This is a genomic window from uncultured Tenacibaculum sp. (assembly GCF_947494125.1).
Classification (GTDB): Bacteria; Bacteroidota; Bacteroidia; order Flavobacteriales; family Flavobacteriaceae; genus Polaribacter.
This window is the reverse complement of the sequence record NZ_CANLTU010000003.1, coordinates 234,687-255,051: the sequence shown is the minus strand read 5'-3', so window position 1 is coordinate 255,051 and position 20,365 is coordinate 234,687. Positions and strand designations below refer to the sequence as shown.

Sequence of the window (20,365 nt, the reverse complement as noted above, 5' to 3'; positions counted from 1 at the left end):
TTGATAATTTGAGTTGGACAATTAATAAAAAGCACTATATAAACATGATTGTTGCTGCATTGGTTTGCATTTTAATTCTCATGCTTAGTAAAAAGAACAATAAATAAACTCTTAAACGAATACATATTATTCAATGAGTGAAGAAATAAACGAAAACGAACACGACGAAGAAATGCATCATCAGACCGATTCGGTCGAAACGATAACGAAAGTTACCGGGATGTATAAAGAATGGTTTTTAGATTACGCTTCGTATGTAATTTTAGAAAGGGCAGTTCCTTCCTTAGAAGACGGATTAAAACCAGTGCAACGTAGAATTATGCATTCTATGAAAGATTTAGATGATGGACGTTACAATAAAGTAGCGAATATCGTTGGTCATACGATGCAATATCACCCGCACGGAGATGCTTCAATAGCAGATGCTATGGTGCAAATTGGGCAGAAAGAACTGTTGATTGATATGCAGGGAAACTGGGGTAATATCTTAACAGGAGATAGAGCAGCAGCATCAAGATATATTGAAGCACGTTTATCAAAATTTGCTTTAGAAGTTGTTTTCAATCCAAAGACGACAGATTGGAAAATGTCGTATGATGGTAGAAGAAAAGAACCAATAGATTTACCTGTAAAATTCCCATTATTATTAGCACAAGGAGCAGAAGGAATAGCAGTTGGTTTATCAACAAAAATATTACCACACAATTTTAATGAGTTGATTGATGCTTCAATCAAATATTTAAAAGGAAGAAGTTTTACTATTTTTCCAGATTTTTTAACTGGAGGAATTGCAGATTTTACAAATTATAATGATGGAGTAAGAGGAGGTAAGGTACGTGTACGAGCAAAAATATCTCAATTAGATAAAAAGACATTAGTAATTACCGAAATCCCATTTGCTACAACGACAACAACATTAATTGATAGCATCTTAAAAGCAAATGAGAAAGGTAAAATTAAGATTAAAAAAATTGAAGATAATACAGCAGCAAATGTAGAAATTTTAGTGCATTTACCTGCCGGAATATCACCAGATAAAACAATAGATGCATTATACGCATTTACGAATTGCGAAAATTCAATATCACCACTGTCTTGTACTATTGAAGATAATAAACCTGTATTTGTAGGAGTTTCTGAAATGTTGAAACATTCTACAGATTTAACAGTAAAGTTGCTTAAAAGTGAATTAGAAATTCAATTAAATGAATTGCAAGAGCAATGGCATTTTGCATCTTTAGAACGAATTTTTATTGAAAACAGAATCTACCGTGATATTGAAGAGGTTGATACTTGGGAAGGTGTAATTGAAGCAATTGACAAAGGTTTACAACCACATATAAAGCATTTAAAAAGAGAAATAACAGAAGAAGATATTGTTCGTTTAACAGAAATTCGAATAAAGAAAATTTCAAAATTCGATATTGACAAAGCGAAACAACATATTGAAAGTTTAGAAGAGAAAATAGCAGAGGTAAAACATCATTTAGATAATTTAATAGAATTTGCTGTAAACTATTTTAAAAACTTAAAAGCGAAATACGGTAAAGGCCGCGAACGTAAAACAGAAATTAGAATTTTTGATGATATTGTAGCAACCAAAGTAGTAATGCGAAACACAAAACTTTATGTAAATAGAGAAGAAGGTTTTGTAGGAACTTCACTTAAAAAAGACGAATATATTACAGATTGTGCTGATATTGATGATATAATCATTTTTAAAAGTGATGGTAAAATGATTGTTACCAAGGTAGCTTCTAAAACATTTGTAGGTAAAGACATTATTCACATAGCAATCTTTAAAAAGAAAGACAAGCGTACCGTGTATAATATGATGTATAAAGACGGTGTAAAAGGCCCGAGTTATATGAAGCGTTTTAATGTAACGAGTGTAACACGCGATAAAGAGTACGATTTAACTACAGGAAATAAAGGCTCTAAGGTTTTATATTTTACAGTAAATCCTAATGGCGAAGCAGAGGTTGTTACTATTAATTTAAGATCTGTAGGTAGTATAAAAAAGCTAAAATGGGATATCGATTTTGCCGATTTAGCTATTAAAGGACGTGCAGTTCGTGGTAATCAAATAACGAAGTTTGCAATTAAGAAAATTGAATTTAAATCAGCAGGAGTTTCTACGTTAAAACCCCGTAAAATATGGTTTGACGATGCAGTTCAACGTTTAAATGTAGATGATAGAGGAGAATTATTAGGAGAGTTTAGGGCTGAAGATAAAATATTAATAGCAACCCAATCGGGAAAAATTAAAGCAGTAGCACCAGATTTAGCAATGCATTTTGAAAGTGACATGATTGTCTTAGAAAAATGGAAGCCGAATAAACCTATTTCTGCTATTTACTTTGATGGAGAAAAAGAACGTTATTATGTAAAACGTTTTTTAATAGAAACAGCCGATAAAGAAGAGCTTTTTATTTCAGATGATCAGAAAGCGAAATTAGAAATTATTTCAACAGATTACCGTCCAATGGCTGAGGTGTTGTTTTCTAAGCGAAGCTTAGATAAAATAACTGTAAATTTCGAGGATTTTATTTCAATAAAAGGAATAAAAGCACAAGGAAATCAATTAACAACAGATAAAATACGTACAGTTAATTTATTAGAGTCTTTGCCATACGAAGAACCAGAAGAAGAAAAAGTAGAGGAAATTGAGGTAAACGAAGAGGAAGAAGTTGTTGAAAATAGTTTGCCTTTAGATATTGAGGAAGTGCCACAAAAAGAATTTGTAAATTCGAAAGAAGATAAAGCAAAAAAGGCTTTAGAACGTGCACTTCAAAAGAAAAAGGCAAAAGAAGACGATAGTCAAGAAAGTTTATTCTAAATGAAGACAATAGGATTAATAGGAGGTATAACACCACAGTCAACTATCATGTATTATCAAGTGCTAAATAACTTAGCAGCTGATATGTATGGCGAAAAGCATTCGGCTAAAATACTTATTAATTCTGTAGATTTTGGAGAGATTTCTAGATTACAGATAGAAGGCAGGTGGGATCTTTTAGGAACAATAATGGTAAACGCAGCTAAGAGTTTAGAGGTAGCAGGTGCTCATTGTATTCTAATTTGTGCTAATACCATGCATTTAACTATTGAAGAGGTTCGGCAAGCTGTTAGTATTCCAGTAATTCATATAGCAGAAGCCACTAGTGAGATAATTATAGAAAAGAAACTTAAAAAAGTAGCTTTATTAGGTACAAAATATACCATGGAAAAAACTTTTTTTATCGATGTCTTAAAAAGTATGGGAATAGAAACTGTACTACCAGAAAAAGAAGATAGAGATATAATTCACGATGTAATATATAATGAATTAGCAAGAGGGGTTTTAAGCGATACATCAAAAAAAGTGTATCAAATAATTATAAATAAATTACAAAATAGAGGAGCAGAAGGAGTTATTTTAGGATGTACAGAAATTCCTTTATTAATAAAACAAGAAGATGTATCAATCCCTGTTTTCGATACAACTACAATTCACGCGACTAAAGCATTTAATCTTTCAAAATAATGAAAGACCTATTTACATATCAGTTTAATTTAGATTCTTTTTTTGGAATTCTAGGCTATATACTTATAGTTATACTTGTAGCTTGGATATTATCGAGAATAATTCGTTATATCATCGTTCAAATAATAAAGCGTAGAAAAACAGATCGTTATGGAAGAACAAGTATTTTGTTTTTACGAAATTCAGTCAAGTTTTTCTTAGGCCTTTTTGGGATAGTTTATATTATTATGACTATACCTGCTTTTCGAAGTAAAGCTACATTAATATTCTCTGGAGCTGGTATTTTAGCAGCTATTATTGGTTTTGCCGCACAAGCAGCATTATCTAATTTAATAGCAGGAGCATTTATTGTTATTTTTCGACCATTTAGAGTCGGAGATTATATAAAACTTGATGAAACTAGAGTAGGAATTGTAGAAGATATTACGCTACGTCATACGGTGATTAATAATTTTGAGAACAAGCGATTAATTATACCAAATTCGGTAATTAGTACAGATTCGGTATTAAATCATACTATTGAGGATTCTCATGTATTAAGTTTTAATAATTTTAAGTTGGGTATAAAAGCCGATATCGATTTAGCACGACAAATTATACAAGAAGAAGCTATAAAATTACCTACAGTAATTGATTTTAGAACTCCAGAACAAGTAATGGCAGATGCAGAACAAGTAGATGTGCGTGTAATTGACGTACATACAGATCATATTCATATGCGTGCTTATGTTTGGTTAAATGAACCTTTCCGTGAGTTTAAAACAAAATGTGCATTAAAAGAAGCGGTACATAAACGTTTTTTAGCCGAAGGAGTACAACTTCCAATTCCTATTCATAAAATAATTAAAGTATAATATTGTTATCTAAAATCTTCTTTTCCAAAAAGAGGCTTCTTTCCAACGCATTTCTGCACTATAAAACAGTTTTTTATGCTGTAGATAGTGACTCCAAATGGCATTAATTTGCTGAGTATAATTATGTTGAAAGGATTTATCTTTTTCAATGGTATAATCATGTATTAAATTATGATTTATAATAAGAGTTGTAAGTTGCATAGCACTAGCCATTGCATTGTACATCCCTTGCGAAGAAAGAGGATCGAAACTTATAGCAGCATCACCTAAAGCAGCCCATTGTTTTCCTGTAAATTGTTTTAATCGTGACGAATTAGCAGCAACAGTTCCATGGAATTGAAGCTCGCTTTTAGTTTCTTTTAAAATACATTCCATTTCTTTATTTTCTTTAGCCAATTCAATAAAAAAAGTTGATTTTTTAATATCATTTTTATCAATTAAATCAGCATCAGTTTGAAAAGCCATTACTCTTTTGTTATTGGGAAGAACAGCACTATACCACCAACCATTTTTACAAGCAGAAATGGTACTCATGGTATTTTGCAAATAATTAGGCATGGTTGCCCAACATGCTATTAATTTATCAATAGTTTCACGTTTTACACCCAAACTACGTGCAAAATTTGATTGCCTTCCAGATGCATCTATTACAAATTTAGATTTTATATGATAGTTTTTCTGACCTATTTTTTCATTTGAATTTGCTGTAATATGCCAGTAATTAGTTTCGTAATTGCTAGTTTGCAATTTTACAGGCCAAAGACATTTAATACCTCTGTTTAAGGCAGATTCTCTAAGATAACTTTCAAATTTTTTTCTATTTAAACTTTGAACAAATCCATCAGGGTTTCGTAAATGATCAACAATATGTACTTTGTCACTTCCCCAAAAGGATTGCATTCCCATATTTTTAATATATAAAGGTTCATTGTATACAGATGCTTTATCTATATCTTCTATTAAATTAAGTTGTTTAAGAATACGTTGAGCAGCAGGAGCTAAAGACTCCCCGATACGTTCATTGGGTTCTTTATTTTTGTCAATTAATATTACTCGATGTGTATTCGCTAATGAAATGGCGGCAATACAACCAGCAATGCCGCCACCAATAATTAAAATATCTGTTTCTAAATGGATCAACTATTTTTTATTTAGGCATGAATCTTTGGAAACGAACCATTTTCTCTGGAACACCAACTTCTTTTCTTGAAGTTTTTTGATGTTGCATGGTTTGTGTTTTTGCTTTTTCATGAGTTTTAGAAGCTAATAAACCTATTAATTTACGTACACTTTCAGTAGCATTAAAGTCTTCAATTAATTCATGCTCTACCAATGCTATTAAATCATTTTTTGCACTTTTCATTAATTCCTGTTCAGTAAATAATTCTTTATCAGATAATTGTTTTACTGCAGTTTCTAATAAATTTTCTTCTGTTTTACCTAAACTTTTCTTATCACCTAAAATACGATGAAGTTCATCCATTGCTTCAGTAAATAGAAGAGCTTCCTGTTCAGCATTAGGTATAATACCTACTTGCATTTCTGGAGGGAAATTTGAATCCTGTGGTGTTCCTGGGCGAGCTTGAACAACAGCAAGTTTATCAAAATATTTAATCATGCTATTAATCTGATTTGTTTGGGTAGGCGCTTCGCCATCTAAAGGTAAATCATCTAACCATGCATAGCGATATGCAAAAGCTTCTTTGCGTGTTTCTTCTGAAATGTCTGGATTTACAGCCTCTTTATAGCGTTCTTCACTTAAAATATTATTAGGAACTCTTGCAGGCCAAAATGTTGGTAAATACGGATCGTAAGTTTTGGTATAACCATCTCTACAACTTGCTGTGTCTGTTTGCCATGGAATTGCCATCCAACGTGTAATTCCTCCAGCAACTTGCCCACCTAGTAAAGGTCCAGCAGATAGCGTTAAAACATCACTATTCATAGTAGAACCATAATAAGAAGTATCTACTAAAGGAGTTTTTGGAGCATGTTGTAGTCTAAATGGAGCTGAATACATTCCAGAAGTTCGCATTGGCCAAGTCATTTCGCAACCAGGATGAAAAGCATCAGCTAAACAAAATTCCATAGCCGCTTTGGTAAGCATATCAGGTTGTTCAGCAATAGGTAAATTGTCAATTTTAATAGGTTCAGGAACATGTGGACAACCGGTCATATCAACAAAATCAGCATCAAAATCTCCTTTAACCCATTGATCTAAAAATTCTAATTGTAAACCAGATAATGTAGAGTGTTGACGCACAGATCCCGTTGTAGGAATTGCTACGGCATCTCCATAAGTCCAAGGCCATAACTGTGGTGCTTCTGCACCAGAAACATCATAACGACGGAAGTTATTTGAAATGGTACGTCGCATTTCATAATTAGCAGAAGAAGGATCGTTTAGCTTTTTTACCCATTCAATAGTTGTATAATCAAATTGACCTCCCCAACCAAAAGCAGCAGCAAATCCAGCATTTACCCATTGCAAATTTGTCATTCTTTCGAAAATAGGTAGAATATCTTTTTTAAATGAAGGTCTTGCAGGGCGTTCTAACATACCTGAATTTACTGCAACATCACGCATTAAATCCCACATAGTTCGAACCGATTTTTGCATAGGAGCATAATCTGGCGGAGCACAAACAACCCAAGCTGGTTCAACTTTTAATTGTACACCTTCAAACTCTACTTCAGCAGTAATTGGTCCATCTGAAGTATCATCGTACCAACCTTCATTATTGGCAAATGTAATGGCTATTTCACCATTAATGTTTTCTGATTTTCCATGACCACCCAACATAATTAAACGTCCTTTTTCATCGGTACGCATTTCTCCAAGATATACTTCTTTTGATTGAAATTCACCCTTAAACTGATGCCCTTCTTTTACATTAGGTTCAGAAATACTTTGTGCACCTCCATCTATTAATAAAGTACTTCTATCTTTTACATCAATATTACGAAGTAACGATGGTGGTATATTTGGATCTTGTGCATCTGGAATATCTAAAGCTATTTGAAATTGATACCACGATGCTTTTTGATTTGCTAAATGACTATGCCAAGTAATTTTTGCATTGTCAGATGTTAATTCTTTTACCGCTTTTCCTGCTGCATTAAATCCGTAAATTCTAAATTGTGCTGCTTGTCTTTTTAAAGCACCAGTTTTATCTCTGTATGCATATTCATCTATTTTAACTTCTGGTTCATCAACCAAAGGACCAATGAAATATTCGTCTTTACTATTTCCTACTCTAGTAATTCCGATAGGTGGGTATATACCTGCTCTTACTATACAATTACTATCTTCATCAGTATTTCCTTTAAAATCTAAGCCTCGTTCTTTTGGTTCTTGTTGCTGTTGCCCGTTTGCTTGATGGCGAGCTTCAGCACTTGCTGCATATACAGTTTTTCGAGCTTCAGCTATAGAGCCTATTGGTTTATGAGCTTCTAAGGTTCTCCATATATTAAATGATAAATTTGAACCAAATTCAGCTTGTCCAATAGCGGTAATGTCTTGTTGTTCTAAATATAATTCAGCAATACAGATATATGGACTTTCTTCTACGCTCCAAACTTCTTGAGCATCGTTCAAAGGCATATTTTCATTAGTTCTAGGTTGTATTTCAAACCTAAATTTAGCGCTCTTATTTCGTAAGCGTTTTTCTAAGTCTAATTTCAAGTAATTAGTATCGTCAAAAGGAGCTCCTTTATAAGTCTCGTCTGGTACTAAACGATATTTTACAATATTATTTTCTCCTAATTGAAAAGGTAAGATAGCCCAATAACCAGCACTTAAGCAACTAGCTTCTTCTTTGGTCATTGCTGTTAATATGCTATGAAGTTTAGGATGTTTATTTATATAAGCGTCATAATCATGATCTATGGCACCAGCTGTTGTAAAACTGCACATTTGTTGTGCATCTCGCGCAAAAAAACGATCTATATTTTGAAAAATAAAATCAGCATTGCTACCTTCTCCAAATAGTTTAGGCCCTTCAACACCAAATAACTTTAAACCTAATCCTAATGTACTGTGTAAGTCGGGAGAAGTAGGAGAAGTGTCACTTGAGAAACGTACGGCGCATTCATAAGAATCTCCAGCAAATATTCCTATTTTGTATTCTTTAGGAATGTCTTTATTTATAATAAAATTTCCATAAACAATTCCATGTTGCTTCCTGAAAACTGCACGCTCTGCTGGTTTTTGCCCTTTTTCAATTCTGGTTTTTTGCCCCATTTCTACAAACATCTCTTTAAGGCGTTGCGTTACTAAAGGAGTACTTCCATCACTGTCCCAGCATTTTACATTATTTGCTGTTGGCTTTTCTTTGTCTTTGTTAGTCATTGTTAGTTATTTTAAGTTTGGTTGGTTTATAACTAATTATACGACCTTTCAAATGCTAACTATTTTAAAAGCTAAAGAGATAAAAGGGGGACATAAAAAGTTATTATAACTTACTAGTTAGCTTCTAGTAAACTTAAAATAAGTTAAGAAAATGAATCGAATTTTACAGAGTTTAAAATGTAATTTACTAAAATTAAATACCTAAATATCTTGTTTGTAGATGTATATAGATCATTGTTGAAAAGTGATATTTTAAAAAATAGGTGTTTTCCCCCTTTATAAAAAGTGAAAATAACTAAATAGATTTAGAGTGATTTCTCCTTGTGAGAAAATTAATTCTTTTCGTAAGAAATTATATATAGTTTAATTTTGACTATATAATTAATTATAATGATGTGATTTGAGAATTAGTTTTTAAATAAAAATCCTAAGCCTAAACGACCTAAAAACTTTTTTTCGAAAGCCCAAAAGAATTTAAATTGACCAAATATCCAACCAACTATTGGTAATGTAGCTTGATAAATAGGAAAAATAAGTAAAATACGTAATGGCCAATACAACCAAGCAGCTGTAGTGTTAGGATCTAGTCCCAAAAAAGCAGTAATTGGTTTAGCAACCCAAGCAGCAAATGAACCATTAATTGCAAAAACAATTAAAATAGCTACAATTGCCCAATTACTTTCAATACCCCAACGTTGTTTTAATTTTTCCATAAGTATATAATCGACCGCAAAAGTAATTAAAAGATCAAGCTCATACAAATAGATTTGAATTTAAGAGACCTTTAAATATGTTATTTAAAATTTCGTTGTCTCTTGGCTTCGAATGTTAATATAGCGGCTGCTACTGAAACATTCATAGAGTCTATTTCTCCTTGCATTGGGATATTAATATTCTGCGTTGCTTGTTCTCTCCATTCCTGTGTTAACCCTGTTGCTTCTGTACCAACAACTAATGCTGTAGCTTGCGTATAATCATTTATATGATATTCGTTAGAATTTTGTAAAGTTGCACTGTAGATATTAACGTTTTTTTGTTGTAAAAAAGTAATTACTTCTTCTGTACTTCCCACAGCTATTTGATTGGTAAATAAACAACCTACACTTGATCGCACTATATTAGGATTAAATAAATCTGTTTTAGGGTTGGCTATAAATACAGCATCTATATTTGCTGCATCTGCTGAACGTAACATAGCACCTATGTTTCCTGGTTTTTCAATGCCTTCTAATACTAAAACAAGTGGAGTAGGTGTATTAAATTGAATTGAATCCAGTTCAAATTTTTTAGTTTTTACAACAGCAATTACTCCTTCTGTTGTATCACGATAAGCTAGCTTTTGATATACCTCTTTTGTTATTTCAATACAATGTGAGGTGTGTTGTTGTATTTCTTGTAAACTTTTTTCTGAAAATAATTCAGCTACAAATAATATGGTATCTATTAGATAATCTCCTTTAATTACCAATGAAATTTCGCGTTGTCCTTCTACTAAAAATAAACCTTTTTTCTTTCGTTCACGAGATTTGTCTTGCAGTTTTAGTAAATCTTTTATGTATGTATTCTGTGTACTGCTAATTATTTTCATGTTGCAAAAATACCTAATATAAGGTGTTTGATTTACTAGTTTTTAGATAAATATTTAAGACTTTATTTTGTTATAAAAAAAAGCTCGGTAAATACCGAGCTTTTAGTTTATTGATTTTTATACTTGTTGGAATATCGTTTCCATAATTTTGTTTGATGTGTTTGTAAACTTATTTTTCGACCTTGTATAAAAGCATCTGTTAAAATGTTTGTTCGCATGTCTAATGCATCTCCTTCAGATATGAATAAGGTTGCATCTTTACCTACTGCTAGTGTTCCTACTTTATTATCAACGCCTAAAATTTTAGCATTGTTTTGAGTTATTAACTGTATAGCTTTTTCTTTTCCTAAACCATAAGCAGCATATGTACCTGCATAAAAAGGTAAGTTACGAGCATTCATACGTTCCATGTCTCCTTCCATACCTAAACCAACTAAAATACCTGCATCACTTAATATTTTTGCAGAACGGAAAGGCAAATCATAATCTTCATCTTCTCCTCCTGGTAATCGGTGAGCTCTTTCTAAAATAACAGGTATATTGTTAGCTTTTAATAAATCAGCTACTTTTTCTGCTTCTCTACCTTTCACTATTACAATATTTTTGATACCCAACTTTTTTAAAGTATTTACAGCATCTGTTATTGATTTTTGACCATTTACATGAACAAACATTTTTTGTGTACCATTCAGTACTCCTTGTAATGCTTCATATGGAAGTATTTTAGCCTCTTTTTTACCTGTTAAATAAGTTTTAGCATTGGTAATGTATTTCTTTATATGGTCAATACTTTTCTGATAGTTTTTGTTTGGTTTAAAGTTACCAACGCCACCAAAGCTCCAGCTTGTAGGTCTAAAACTACTTGGCCAATTCATATGTACACCGTCATCTGTTTTTAAAACTGCATCTTCCCAGTTCCAGGCATCAAATTGTACTACTGAAGATGTTCCAGAAATAACTCCTCCTCTTGGTGTTATTTGTGCCATAAAAACACCGTTAGGCCTCATGGTTTCTATAACTTTACTTTCTGTATTATAGGCAATAATACTACGTATATGTGGTAGCATTGTTCCAACTTCATCAAAATCTCTCGTTGCTCTTACTGCATCAATTTCTGCCAATCCTAATGATGTATTTGCAGCTATAAAACCTGGGTATACATGTTTTCCTTTTGCATTAATTATTGTTCCTATACGAGCTATTCTCATATTAGCACTTCCAACAAAAGAAACTTTACCTTTTGAAAACATGATTAATGAATTCTCTATTACTTCTCCGTTTCCTAAATGTGCAGTAGCACCTTCAATACTATAATCACTAGTTTGCTTTGGCGCTGGGGTTTGCTGTGCTATTATATTTCCTATGAATAAGAAACATAATAGACTATATATTAGTTTTAGTTTCATGTTTGATTTTTTTATATTCTTATTCAGTATCACAGTGAAATAATTTTTTAGTTTTCTTAGAAGGTGCTTGTGTTTTTGCTCCTTTTAATTTTTCTTTCAACATCATGTTAATCAATTTTGAACGTTCTTCTTTTATTGATTTTCTTTTTTGTAAATCACTATCAATATCGAAATAAACTGTTCCATCAACAATTGTTTTTTCAGCTTTTGAGTATACTGAAAGCGGGTTTCCACTCCATAATACAACATCTGCATCTTTACCAACCTTAATACTTCCTGTTTGTTTGTCTAAATGCAATAATTTTGCTGGATTTATTGTTACAGTTGCCCAAGCTTCTTGCTCCGATAAACCTCCATATTTTACTAATTTGGCAGCTTCTTGATTTAATCTACGAGACATTTCAGCATCATCTGAATTAATTGCTACTGTAACTCCTTGTTTATGCATAATTGCTGCATTGTATGGAATTGCATCATTTACTTCATATTTATAAGCCCACCAATCGGCAAAAGTAGATCCGCCAGCACCATGCTTTTTCATTTTATCAGCTACTTTATATCCTTCTAAAATATGCGTAAATGTATTAATGTTGAAGTTGAATTTCTCTGCAACTTTCATTAGCATATTTATTTCTGATTGCACATATGAGTGACATGAAATAAAACGTTCTTTGTTAATAATTTCTGCTAGAGTTTCTAACTCGATGTCTTTACGGTATGGTTGTCCACTTTTCTTTTTAGCATCGTATTCTTTTGCTCTTTGAAAATAATCGATATATACTTGTTCAACTCCCATACGTGTTTGAGGAAAACGTACTGTTTGTAAATCTCCCCAGTTTGATTGTTTTACATTTTCTCCTAAAGCAAACTTGATAAATTTAGGAGAATTTTTATAAATTAATCCATCAGCATTTTCACCCCATTTTAATTTAAGTATAGCTGAACGACCACCAATAGGATTTGCCGAACCGTGTAATACCTGTATTGAAGTAACACCTCCTGTTAAGTTTCGGTATATATTAACATCATCTGGATTTACAACATCTTCAATAGTAACTTCTGCAGTTGAATTATGTCCAGCTTCATTTACTGCTGATGTAGCAATATGTGAATGCTCATCTACAATACCAGCTGTTAAATATTTTCCAGCTCCATCAATTATTTTTGCGCCTCTACCTGAAAGACTTTTACCTATTTTGCTAATCTTTCCATTTTTAATTAAAACATCTGTATTGTTTAAAACATTACCATTATCTGAAGTCCAAACTGTAGTATTTTTTATTAAAATGTTTTCTTGTTTTGGTTTTGTATAATTACCATATCCTATATTAGGATAAGAAACGGCTAATACTTCAGGAGTTTTGTCTTCTTTTTTTGCTTTTTTGTCTTTCTTTTTAGAATTAAAAACAGCAGTCCATTGTGTTTCATTTCCGTTATTGTCAACAGCAATTCCCTTTAAGTTTTTGGTTTCTACTAAGCCAGTTAAACGAGTAAAATTATTTCCTTCTCTTAAAGTAATCGATACCCAGTTATTTTTAAATGAAAATTTAGAATTCACTTTTTTATCACCTAGTTTTATTGCAGCTTTTTGTTTAGCTCCTTTTCCACTTACTGTCATTTTATATGTTTTACCATTAACAGTTAATGTATAATCTCCTGAAAGATCTTTAATATTTATTGGGGTTACAATGTTTTTATTTCCTTGAACCCAGTTTTCATATAAGGTTGTATTCTTATCAAAAATATCTCCAGATGTAATTAAAAAGTTAGCATAACTTCCATTATTTAAATTTCCAATTTTATTGTTTTTAAGAATTTTAGCTGGAGCTGTTGTTAAAGCTTCTAGAGCTTTGGTTTCGTTTAACCCGTACTTAATTGCTTTACGTAAGTTTGTTGTAAACTCTGAAACCTTTTTTAATTGATAGGTTGTTAAAGCAAAAGGAATTTTATTTTTTGCCAATACCGATGGATTAGATGGTTCTTGATTCCATTTACGCATATCACTTAAAGCAATTTTATTTGCTAAAAATGGATTACTTACATCGTATGCTTTTCTAAAGTTTATTGGAATTATAAAAGTAGCATTGGTTTTTTTAATATCATGAATACGTTCAAATTCATCTCCGCCACCAACAATTGTATATTGAATTCCAAATTCATCACCAACTTTATCAGCTCTTAAATCATCTAAATAATTTCCAGCTCTAAAAATTTGAGGTAAGTCTTTCTTATTATTTAATGCTTGTAATGATAAATCGGTGTTTTTCATTTTACCTTTTGCATACCAATTTGCATCTAAATAAGTTTGTCTTAATAAAGCCATTGCCCCCATACGAGAAGTAGGGTACATTTGACGAGATTTTTTACTTTTACTGAATGATAAATAGTTTGCAGACTGTTTATTTAAAATTCGATATGCATTGTTACTATTTGGATTTAAAGCGACTAACACTCCATTTCCTTGCATAATACCATCTTCTAAATGTGTATTTACAACTCCAAATCCTAAGTCTAATAATTCTTTTGCTTTTTTAGCATCAAATTTAAATTTATTAAAAGGATCAACATCAGGTCTAATATGATCGTTCCAGTAGTATCCTTTTCTACCTGTATCATATTGTGGACGTTTCCCAGTTCCTCTTTCTCTTTTTGGTGTTTGAATTCCAAAAGTTGAATAGACATCGATAAATGATGGATAAATAGTTTTTCCTTTTAAATTAATTACTTGTGCTCCTTTAGGGATTGCTACAGATTTACCACTACTTAAAACTTTACCGTCTTTAATAAGTAATGTTCCTTTTTTAATAATTGTATTAGGACTAACGTAAATTTTAGCATTTGTAAATGCAAATATTTTGTTTTTTGATGTTTTGACTCCAGTGTTACTTGGAAAATATTCTTGTGCGTATACTGTAGATAAACACATGAATAATAGGAGTAAGAGTGTTTTTTTCATTGATGATTAAGTTGATTATTAGGATAAAGGTATCTTTTTATAACAGAATGTATATTGTTTTAACAAATAATTAAGATTTACTAAAGATGAAATTTAGTTTTAACTTATTTTGTTGAAAGAGTTAGTTTTCCAATTTTTTGATGTCCAGATAACCAAGCTGTATTTTGATCTACAAATTGAATAGCATAATAACTGTCTTTGCTTACCTGCTTCCAAGTATGTCCTCCATCATTAGAAAAAGAAATACCAGTTTTACCTACCGCAAAAATTTCCTTTCCTTTAGTATTTGGTACATATTGCACACAACTTTTATAGTTAGGGTTTTGGTTATCGGCGACTATAGTCCATGTTTTTCCACCATCTGAAGTAATTGCTTTATTAGCACAATTATCATTTTCTTTAGCGTAGTTACCTCCAATAGCAATACCGTTATTTTCATCATAAAAATCTATAGAATATATTCCTTGAGGTCCATTTCCTTGTATAATAGGAGTATTGTATATTTTCCAAGTATTACCATAATCAGTAGATTTTAAAATCCTAGCTTTTGTACCTCCAGATGCTATCCAAACAGTTTTATTTATAATAGCAATGTTTGTATTACTAGCGGCAAAGAAAGCTTCTCCTTCTTCAAATTTAGGTAACTTTTCACAATCTAATTTAGTCCAAGAATCACCACCATTATTAGTTAAAATTATTGAAGGGCAATTGTCGGTAGGATCTCCTACAGCAATCCCATGTACACCATCATTAAAAAATTTCATACTGTCATAAAATACTTTTTCATGTTCCTCTTTATAAACAATGGTATCTTTTTCTAAATTTACTTTATATAATAATGCAGGGTTAGCAACAGAAAGAGCGAATACACCTTTATTATTAACAGCAATACTTCTAAAATTAGGTATAATAGAATCGTTATACTTTAAGTTTTTTATATCCCAGAATTTCCCTCCATCTTCTGTTAAACCTATAGCACCTTTTGAACCAGCATACAATAATTCATTTTGGTTAATTACTTTAATAGCGCGAATGCTTATGCTATCTTGTTTATATTCAGTTATTTTTACTGAATTAATATTTCTTGGCGTATATTCTTTTCTGCAAGAAAAAGAAATAAATGCGACTAAAATTAAAAGTGAAAATCGTTTCATTTTTTGATATTTTTACAGAAATAAAAATAGATAAATCAATTTAATTCTATGAAAAAAGCATTAGTAATTTCTGGGGGTGGAAGTAAAGGAGCATTTGCAGGTGGTGTTGCTCAATATTTAATGAAGCAAAAGAAGAAGGATTACGATATGTTTTTAGGTACTTCCACGGGGAGTTTAATGGTTTCTCATTTAGCCTTAGGTATGGTTGATGAGTTAAAAGAGGTTTATACTTCGGTAGATCAAAAAGCAATTTTTAGCAATAGTCCTTTTAAAATAAAAAGAGTAAATGGAGCTAAAGTAATTTCTATAAGGCATAGAAATACTTTTTGGAACTTTTTAAATGGAAGAAAAACTTTTGGAGAAAGTAAAAACCTTAGAAAGTTAATAAAAAGAAGCGTTAGCAAAAAGATGTATCATCAAATACGAGAAGCTAACAAAGATGTAGTGGTAACTGTTTCTAATTTAACAGCAAATCAAATCGAATATAAGTCTATTTTAGATTGTAGTTATGATGATTTTTGCGATTGGATTTGGGGTTCGTGTAATTATGTGCCATTTATGAGTTTGTTAGAAAAAGATCATTGTCAATATGCTGATGGAGGTTTTGGAAGTTTAGTTCCAATTAGAGAAGCTATTTTAAGAGGAGCAAAAGAAGTTGACGCTATAATCTTAGCTACAGAAGTTACTCAAATTAATAGATTACCAGCCAAAAATCCGTTTTCTTTAATGATGGATACTTTTGATTTTATGCTTGAAAATGTTGAAAAGCATAATATTACTATAGGTAAATTATCTGCAAAGCAACATGATGTGAAATTGAATTTGTACTATACACCAACTGTTTTAACAACAAATTCATTGGTTTTTGAGAAAGAGAAAATGAAAAAATGGTGGAAATCAGGATATAAGTATGCGAAGAAACTTGATGATGAAAAGATGAGCGAATTTAGACCAGAAATGATAGATAATCAAGAAATAGAAGAAGGTTTAGAAAATGCATAACATATGAAATTTGGAAAAGTTGATCATCCTGAATTAATAGATTTTTCATTACCATTTACCCATAAAAAAACGAACGATTTATTGAGCTCTTATAAAAAGAGTAATACTCCAAGTGTATATGTTGGTTGTGCCAAATGGAACAAAGCTGATTTAAAAGGTTTTTACCCTAAAGGTACTAAAGATGAATTAGCTTATTATTCTAAGCAGTTTAATTCAATAGAGTTAAATGCTACTTTCTATCGTCAATATTCAGCAGCGCAATTTGAAAAATGGAAGTTGAAAACTCCAGAAAACTTTAAGTTTTTTCCAAAGATAGGGCAGGAGATAAGCCATTGGAAACGTTTACAAGGAGTACAAGATATTGTTAATTTATATTTGGATAATTCGGCACATTTGCAAGAAAAATTAGGAACTATTTTTTTACAAATGCATTCTAATTTTGGACCTGAAAATTTTGAAACACTAAAAAACTTTATTATTAGTTGGCCTGAAGGAATTCCTTTAGCTGTAGAGTTAAGGCATAAAGATTGGTATGCAGATTCAGTTGTTTTTGATGAATTTACAACACTGTTTGAAAAAAATAAGATAGCTAATGTGTTAGTTGATACTGCTGGTAGAAGAGATATGATGCATATGCGTTTAACAAATAACGAGGCTTTTATACGTTATGTTGGAGCTAATCATTTATCTGATTATTCACGTTTAGATGATTGGATTATCAGATTAAAAGAATGGAGTAATTTAGGATTAGAAAATATTCACTTTTTTATCCATCAAAATTTAGAAGTTGAATCTCCTTTATTAGCAGCTTATTTTATTAAGAAACTAAATAAAGAGTTAGGTGTTAATTTAAAAATACCTAATGAAGAAAATAATCAACAAATGAGTTTATTATAAAAAAATCCAGCATTTATGCTGGATTTTTATTTTAAATAATTTTTATAAAGATTATTTAAAATCAATATACATATTGTTATAATCAATGTTGTTCATAGATGAATTCCATGAAGTATATGTTTTACTTTTTGAAGGAGTAGAAATACCTTTAGATCCTGTAACAATATATTGTATGGTTCTTTGTAATAAAGGTTCATTAGGATCTCCTATAATACCTAGATTACCAGGGTTTTCTTCTAAAGTAACTTCTGGAATAAAACCTTCAGGTTTATTTTGACCATCTTTATTTTGTATTTCTAAAACTATAGGTTGCATAGCCCATGTATGGTTTGTTCTAAAATTAGGACCATTTTTTCTGAAATTTTCAGAGTCATACAGAGTAATAGAACCTACATGTTTACCGTAAGTTTGAACTCCAACTAATTTTACATTAATATAAGGAGACAAAGCATTTATTATAAGTTCAGAAGCTGAAGCTGTATTATCTGATACAATAAAATAGATGGTACCTAAATTTAAACTATTAATAGTTTCGTTTAAAACTATAGTACCGCTAGCATCTTTATTTAAAATTTTATCCGTAAAGTTGTTAATTAACAGGTTAGGGTCTGTTACAGCCATTACTTTACTATTCCATACTTGTTTAGAATAAAGTTCATCTTTAAACTGTCCAGTAACCATACTTCCTAAATATACTGCTGTTTGCACAGAACCACCACCGTTGTATCTTAAATCTATAATTAAATCATCAATAGTTTCGTTTTTGAATTTTAAAAATTTAGCATTTAACTCCCCATCAAATGAATTTGAAAATTGGTTATACATAATATATCCAATTTTTTTAGTACCACTTGTAATAACTTTAGCTTCTTTTATAGGATTTTCTGTTAATTGCGACTTCGTTAATACGATGGTAGCACCATTAGTAGTTGGGTTTCCAGCATTATAATCAGCTAAATGTATAGTAAAAGAATTACCACTAAATAAAGAGTTTACGTTGGTGGCGGTAATTGCAGTACCATTTACTTGAGTAATTAACATTCCTCTAGTTACTCCATTTGCTTCAGCACTAGAACCTTTTACAACATCATAAACGTATACATAATAATTACCTGAACCGTCTAAATAATCTTTACCTTTAACTTTCATACCACTCGTTAAACGAATACTTTGAAAAGCTTGTTCTAAAGCAACATAATCATCAACAATCCAAGAATATGTTTTATTAGGATCTTTAGGATATTCATTAGGAATGTATAATAAATTACTAAAAAAAGCAGCAGGATCACTTTGACCAGACAAATAACTATATAGTTCTTGATCATTTTTAAAACGCCTGTCAGATAAATCAGGAACTTGATCTTGCCACAAATAGTAGGCGTTTAATCCTTTCCAAACAAAGTTTTGAATTTGAATATCAGCTGGTGTGTCTTCTTTCTCACTACAAGATGTAATCGATATAATTATAAAGGCAATAAAAAATGCTTTAAGTAATTTCATATGGAATATATTAGCTATAATACAACGCAATTTAAACAATAATATTATTTTTTTTAAAATTGATGTAACAAACTTATAACTATCTCGTCGTAGTTATGTAAACCCGATATTAATATAGTATTTCAGTTTGCACTAAACTAATCAACTAAACAATGAACCAATCAGACTTTTTAAAAGTTGTATTACCATTTAAAGACAAAGTCTTTCGTTTAGCAAAAAGACTTTTAGTTTCCAGAGAGGAAGCTGAAGATGCTACACAAGAGTTGTTTTTTAAATTGTGGAGAAACAAAGAGAAATTGTCTAATTATAAGAATGTAGAAGCATTTGCTATGACAATGACAAAAAATTATTGTTATGATCGATTAAAATCGAAACAGGCTAGTAATTTAACATTAGTTCATAGTAATTATAAAGAAAAAGATACGTCTTTAGACAAGAAAGTAGAACATAATGATAGTGTAAATCAAGTACATCAACTAATTGAAAAATTACCAGAACAACAGAAAATAATTATTCAATTAAGAGATATAGAACAATATGATTTTGATGAAATATGTAAAATGGTGGATATGAAACCAACCGCTGTTAGAGTAGCTTTATCAAGAGCAAGAAAAACAATAAGAGAAGAACTAATAAAAAAACACAACTATGGAGTTAGCTAACATAGAGAAATTAGTAGATAAATATCTAGACGCAGAAACTACCCTTCAAGAAGAACAAATACTACAAGAGTATTTTACTTCTAGTAATGTGGCACCACATTTAGAAGAGTATAGTATGTTATTTGGTTATTTTAAACAAAGTAAAGGCGAAACCTATACAAAAACCATTCAGTTAAAACCTGAGAAAACTAAGAAGAACTGGAAATGGTTATCAGTAGCAGCGTCAGTAGTCTTACTATTTAGTGTCTTTATAGGTAATGAGGAGTATCAAAAGCATCAGCAAAGAAAACAGTTTGCACAAATTAAAGAAGCGTTGCAAATGGTTTCAGTCAATTTAAACAAAGGAAACGAAGCATTGTATGCAGTTTCAAACAACTTAAACAAAGGGAATGATGCGATACAACAATTAAACACCTATGAAGAAACAGTAAACAAAGTAATAAACAAAGTAAACTATTAAGTAAACCAA

15 protein-coding genes are annotated in these 20,365 nt (G+C 31.0%); 7 read left to right on the top strand and 8 right to left on the bottom strand.

The window, feature by feature from the left end; genetic code table 11:
- Positions 1–133 precede the first annotated feature (133 nt).
- From Q0881_RS07900 to Q0881_RS07890, 3 genes are read left to right on the top strand one after another with little or no spacing between them, the layout of a single operon-like run.
- On the top strand, positions 134–2,839 hold the full coding sequence (locus Q0881_RS07900) for a DNA gyrase/topoisomerase IV subunit A (RefSeq protein ID WP_299158643.1): 2,706 nt from the start codon (positions 134–136) through the stop codon (positions 2,837–2,839).
- Complete coding sequence (locus tag Q0881_RS07895; RefSeq protein ID WP_299158640.1) at positions 2,840–3,526, top strand: aspartate/glutamate racemase family protein; 687 nt, start codon at positions 2,840–2,842, stop codon at positions 3,524–3,526.
- Positions 3,526–4,380 (top strand): mechanosensitive ion channel family protein, encoded by an 855-nt coding sequence (locus tag Q0881_RS07890; protein ID WP_299158637.1) that lies wholly within the window; start codon positions 3,526–3,528, stop codon positions 4,378–4,380. The genes Q0881_RS07895 and Q0881_RS07890 overlap by 1 nt, the downstream gene beginning before the upstream one ends.
- Positions 4,381–4,389: 9 nt before the next feature.
- Here Q0881_RS07890 and Q0881_RS07885 read toward each other — a convergent pair whose 3' ends face one another.
- The 7 genes from Q0881_RS07885 to Q0881_RS07855 all read right to left on the bottom strand — a co-directional run bounded on the left by Q0881_RS07885 (position 4,390) and on the right by Q0881_RS07855 (position 15,835).
- Entirely contained in the window at positions 4,390–5,520 is a 1,131-nt protein-coding gene (locus tag Q0881_RS07885) for a tryptophan 7-halogenase (protein ID WP_299158634.1), read from the bottom strand.
- A 7-nt stretch (positions 5,521–5,527) separates the two neighbouring features.
- A complete protein-coding gene (locus Q0881_RS07880) occupies positions 5,528–8,731 on the bottom strand; it encodes a LodA/GoxA family CTQ-dependent oxidase (protein WP_299158629.1) in 3,204 nt (1,067 codons plus the stop codon).
- 407 nt (positions 8,732–9,138) lie between these two features.
- Entirely contained in the window at positions 9,139–9,444 is a 306-nt protein-coding gene (locus tag Q0881_RS07875) for a DUF6787 family protein (RefSeq protein WP_299158626.1), read from the bottom strand.
- Between the two features lie 80 nt (positions 9,445–9,524).
- Positions 9,525–10,319: an RNA methyltransferase gene (locus Q0881_RS07870; protein WP_299158623.1), complete on the bottom strand. Its 795-nt coding sequence runs from the start codon at positions 10,317–10,319 to the stop codon at positions 9,525–9,527.
- Between the two features lie 107 nt (positions 10,320–10,426).
- Complete coding sequence (locus tag Q0881_RS07865) at positions 10,427–11,725, bottom strand: amidohydrolase family protein (RefSeq protein ID WP_299158620.1); 1,299 nt, start codon at positions 11,723–11,725, stop codon at positions 10,427–10,429.
- A gap of 19 nt (positions 11,726–11,744) precedes the next feature.
- Complete coding sequence (locus Q0881_RS07860; RefSeq protein ID WP_299158617.1) at positions 11,745–14,681, bottom strand: amidohydrolase family protein; 2,937 nt, start codon at positions 14,679–14,681, stop codon at positions 11,745–11,747.
- A 104-nt stretch (positions 14,682–14,785) separates the two neighbouring features.
- Positions 14,786–15,835, bottom strand: coding sequence for an oxidoreductase (locus Q0881_RS07855; protein ID WP_299158614.1), 1,050 nt, complete (start codon positions 15,833–15,835; stop codon positions 14,786–14,788).
- A gap of 48 nt (positions 15,836–15,883) precedes the next feature.
- On the opposite strand from Q0881_RS07855, the gene Q0881_RS07850 reads away from it, so the two are divergent.
- Together Q0881_RS07850 and Q0881_RS07845 are read left to right on the top strand one after the other, a co-directional pair.
- The gene (locus Q0881_RS07850; protein ID WP_299158611.1) at positions 15,884–16,837 is read left to right on the top strand and encodes a patatin-like phospholipase family protein; all 954 of its coding nucleotides are present in this window, start codon (positions 15,884–15,886) and stop codon (positions 16,835–16,837) included.
- Between the two features lie 3 nt (positions 16,838–16,840).
- On the top strand, positions 16,841–17,734 hold the full coding sequence (locus Q0881_RS07845) for a DUF72 domain-containing protein (RefSeq protein ID WP_299158608.1): 894 nt from the start codon (positions 16,841–16,843) through the stop codon (positions 17,732–17,734).
- A 51-nt stretch (positions 17,735–17,785) separates the two neighbouring features.
- Here Q0881_RS07845 and Q0881_RS07840 read toward each other — a convergent pair whose 3' ends face one another.
- Positions 17,786–19,234 (bottom strand): S41 family peptidase, encoded by a 1,449-nt coding sequence (locus tag Q0881_RS07840; RefSeq protein ID WP_299158605.1) that lies wholly within the window; start codon positions 19,232–19,234, stop codon positions 17,786–17,788.
- 152 nt (positions 19,235–19,386) lie between these two features.
- On the opposite strand from Q0881_RS07840, the gene Q0881_RS07835 reads away from it, so the two are divergent.
- Entirely contained in the window at positions 19,387–19,896 is a 510-nt protein-coding gene (locus Q0881_RS07835; protein ID WP_299158603.1) for a sigma-70 family RNA polymerase sigma factor, read from the top strand.
- Positions 19,883–20,356: a hypothetical protein gene (locus Q0881_RS07830; protein WP_299158600.1), complete on the top strand. Its 474-nt coding sequence runs from the start codon at positions 19,883–19,885 to the stop codon at positions 20,354–20,356. Before Q0881_RS07835 ends, Q0881_RS07830 begins: the two co-directional genes overlap by 14 nt.
- Positions 20,357–20,365: the final 9 nt, after the last annotated feature.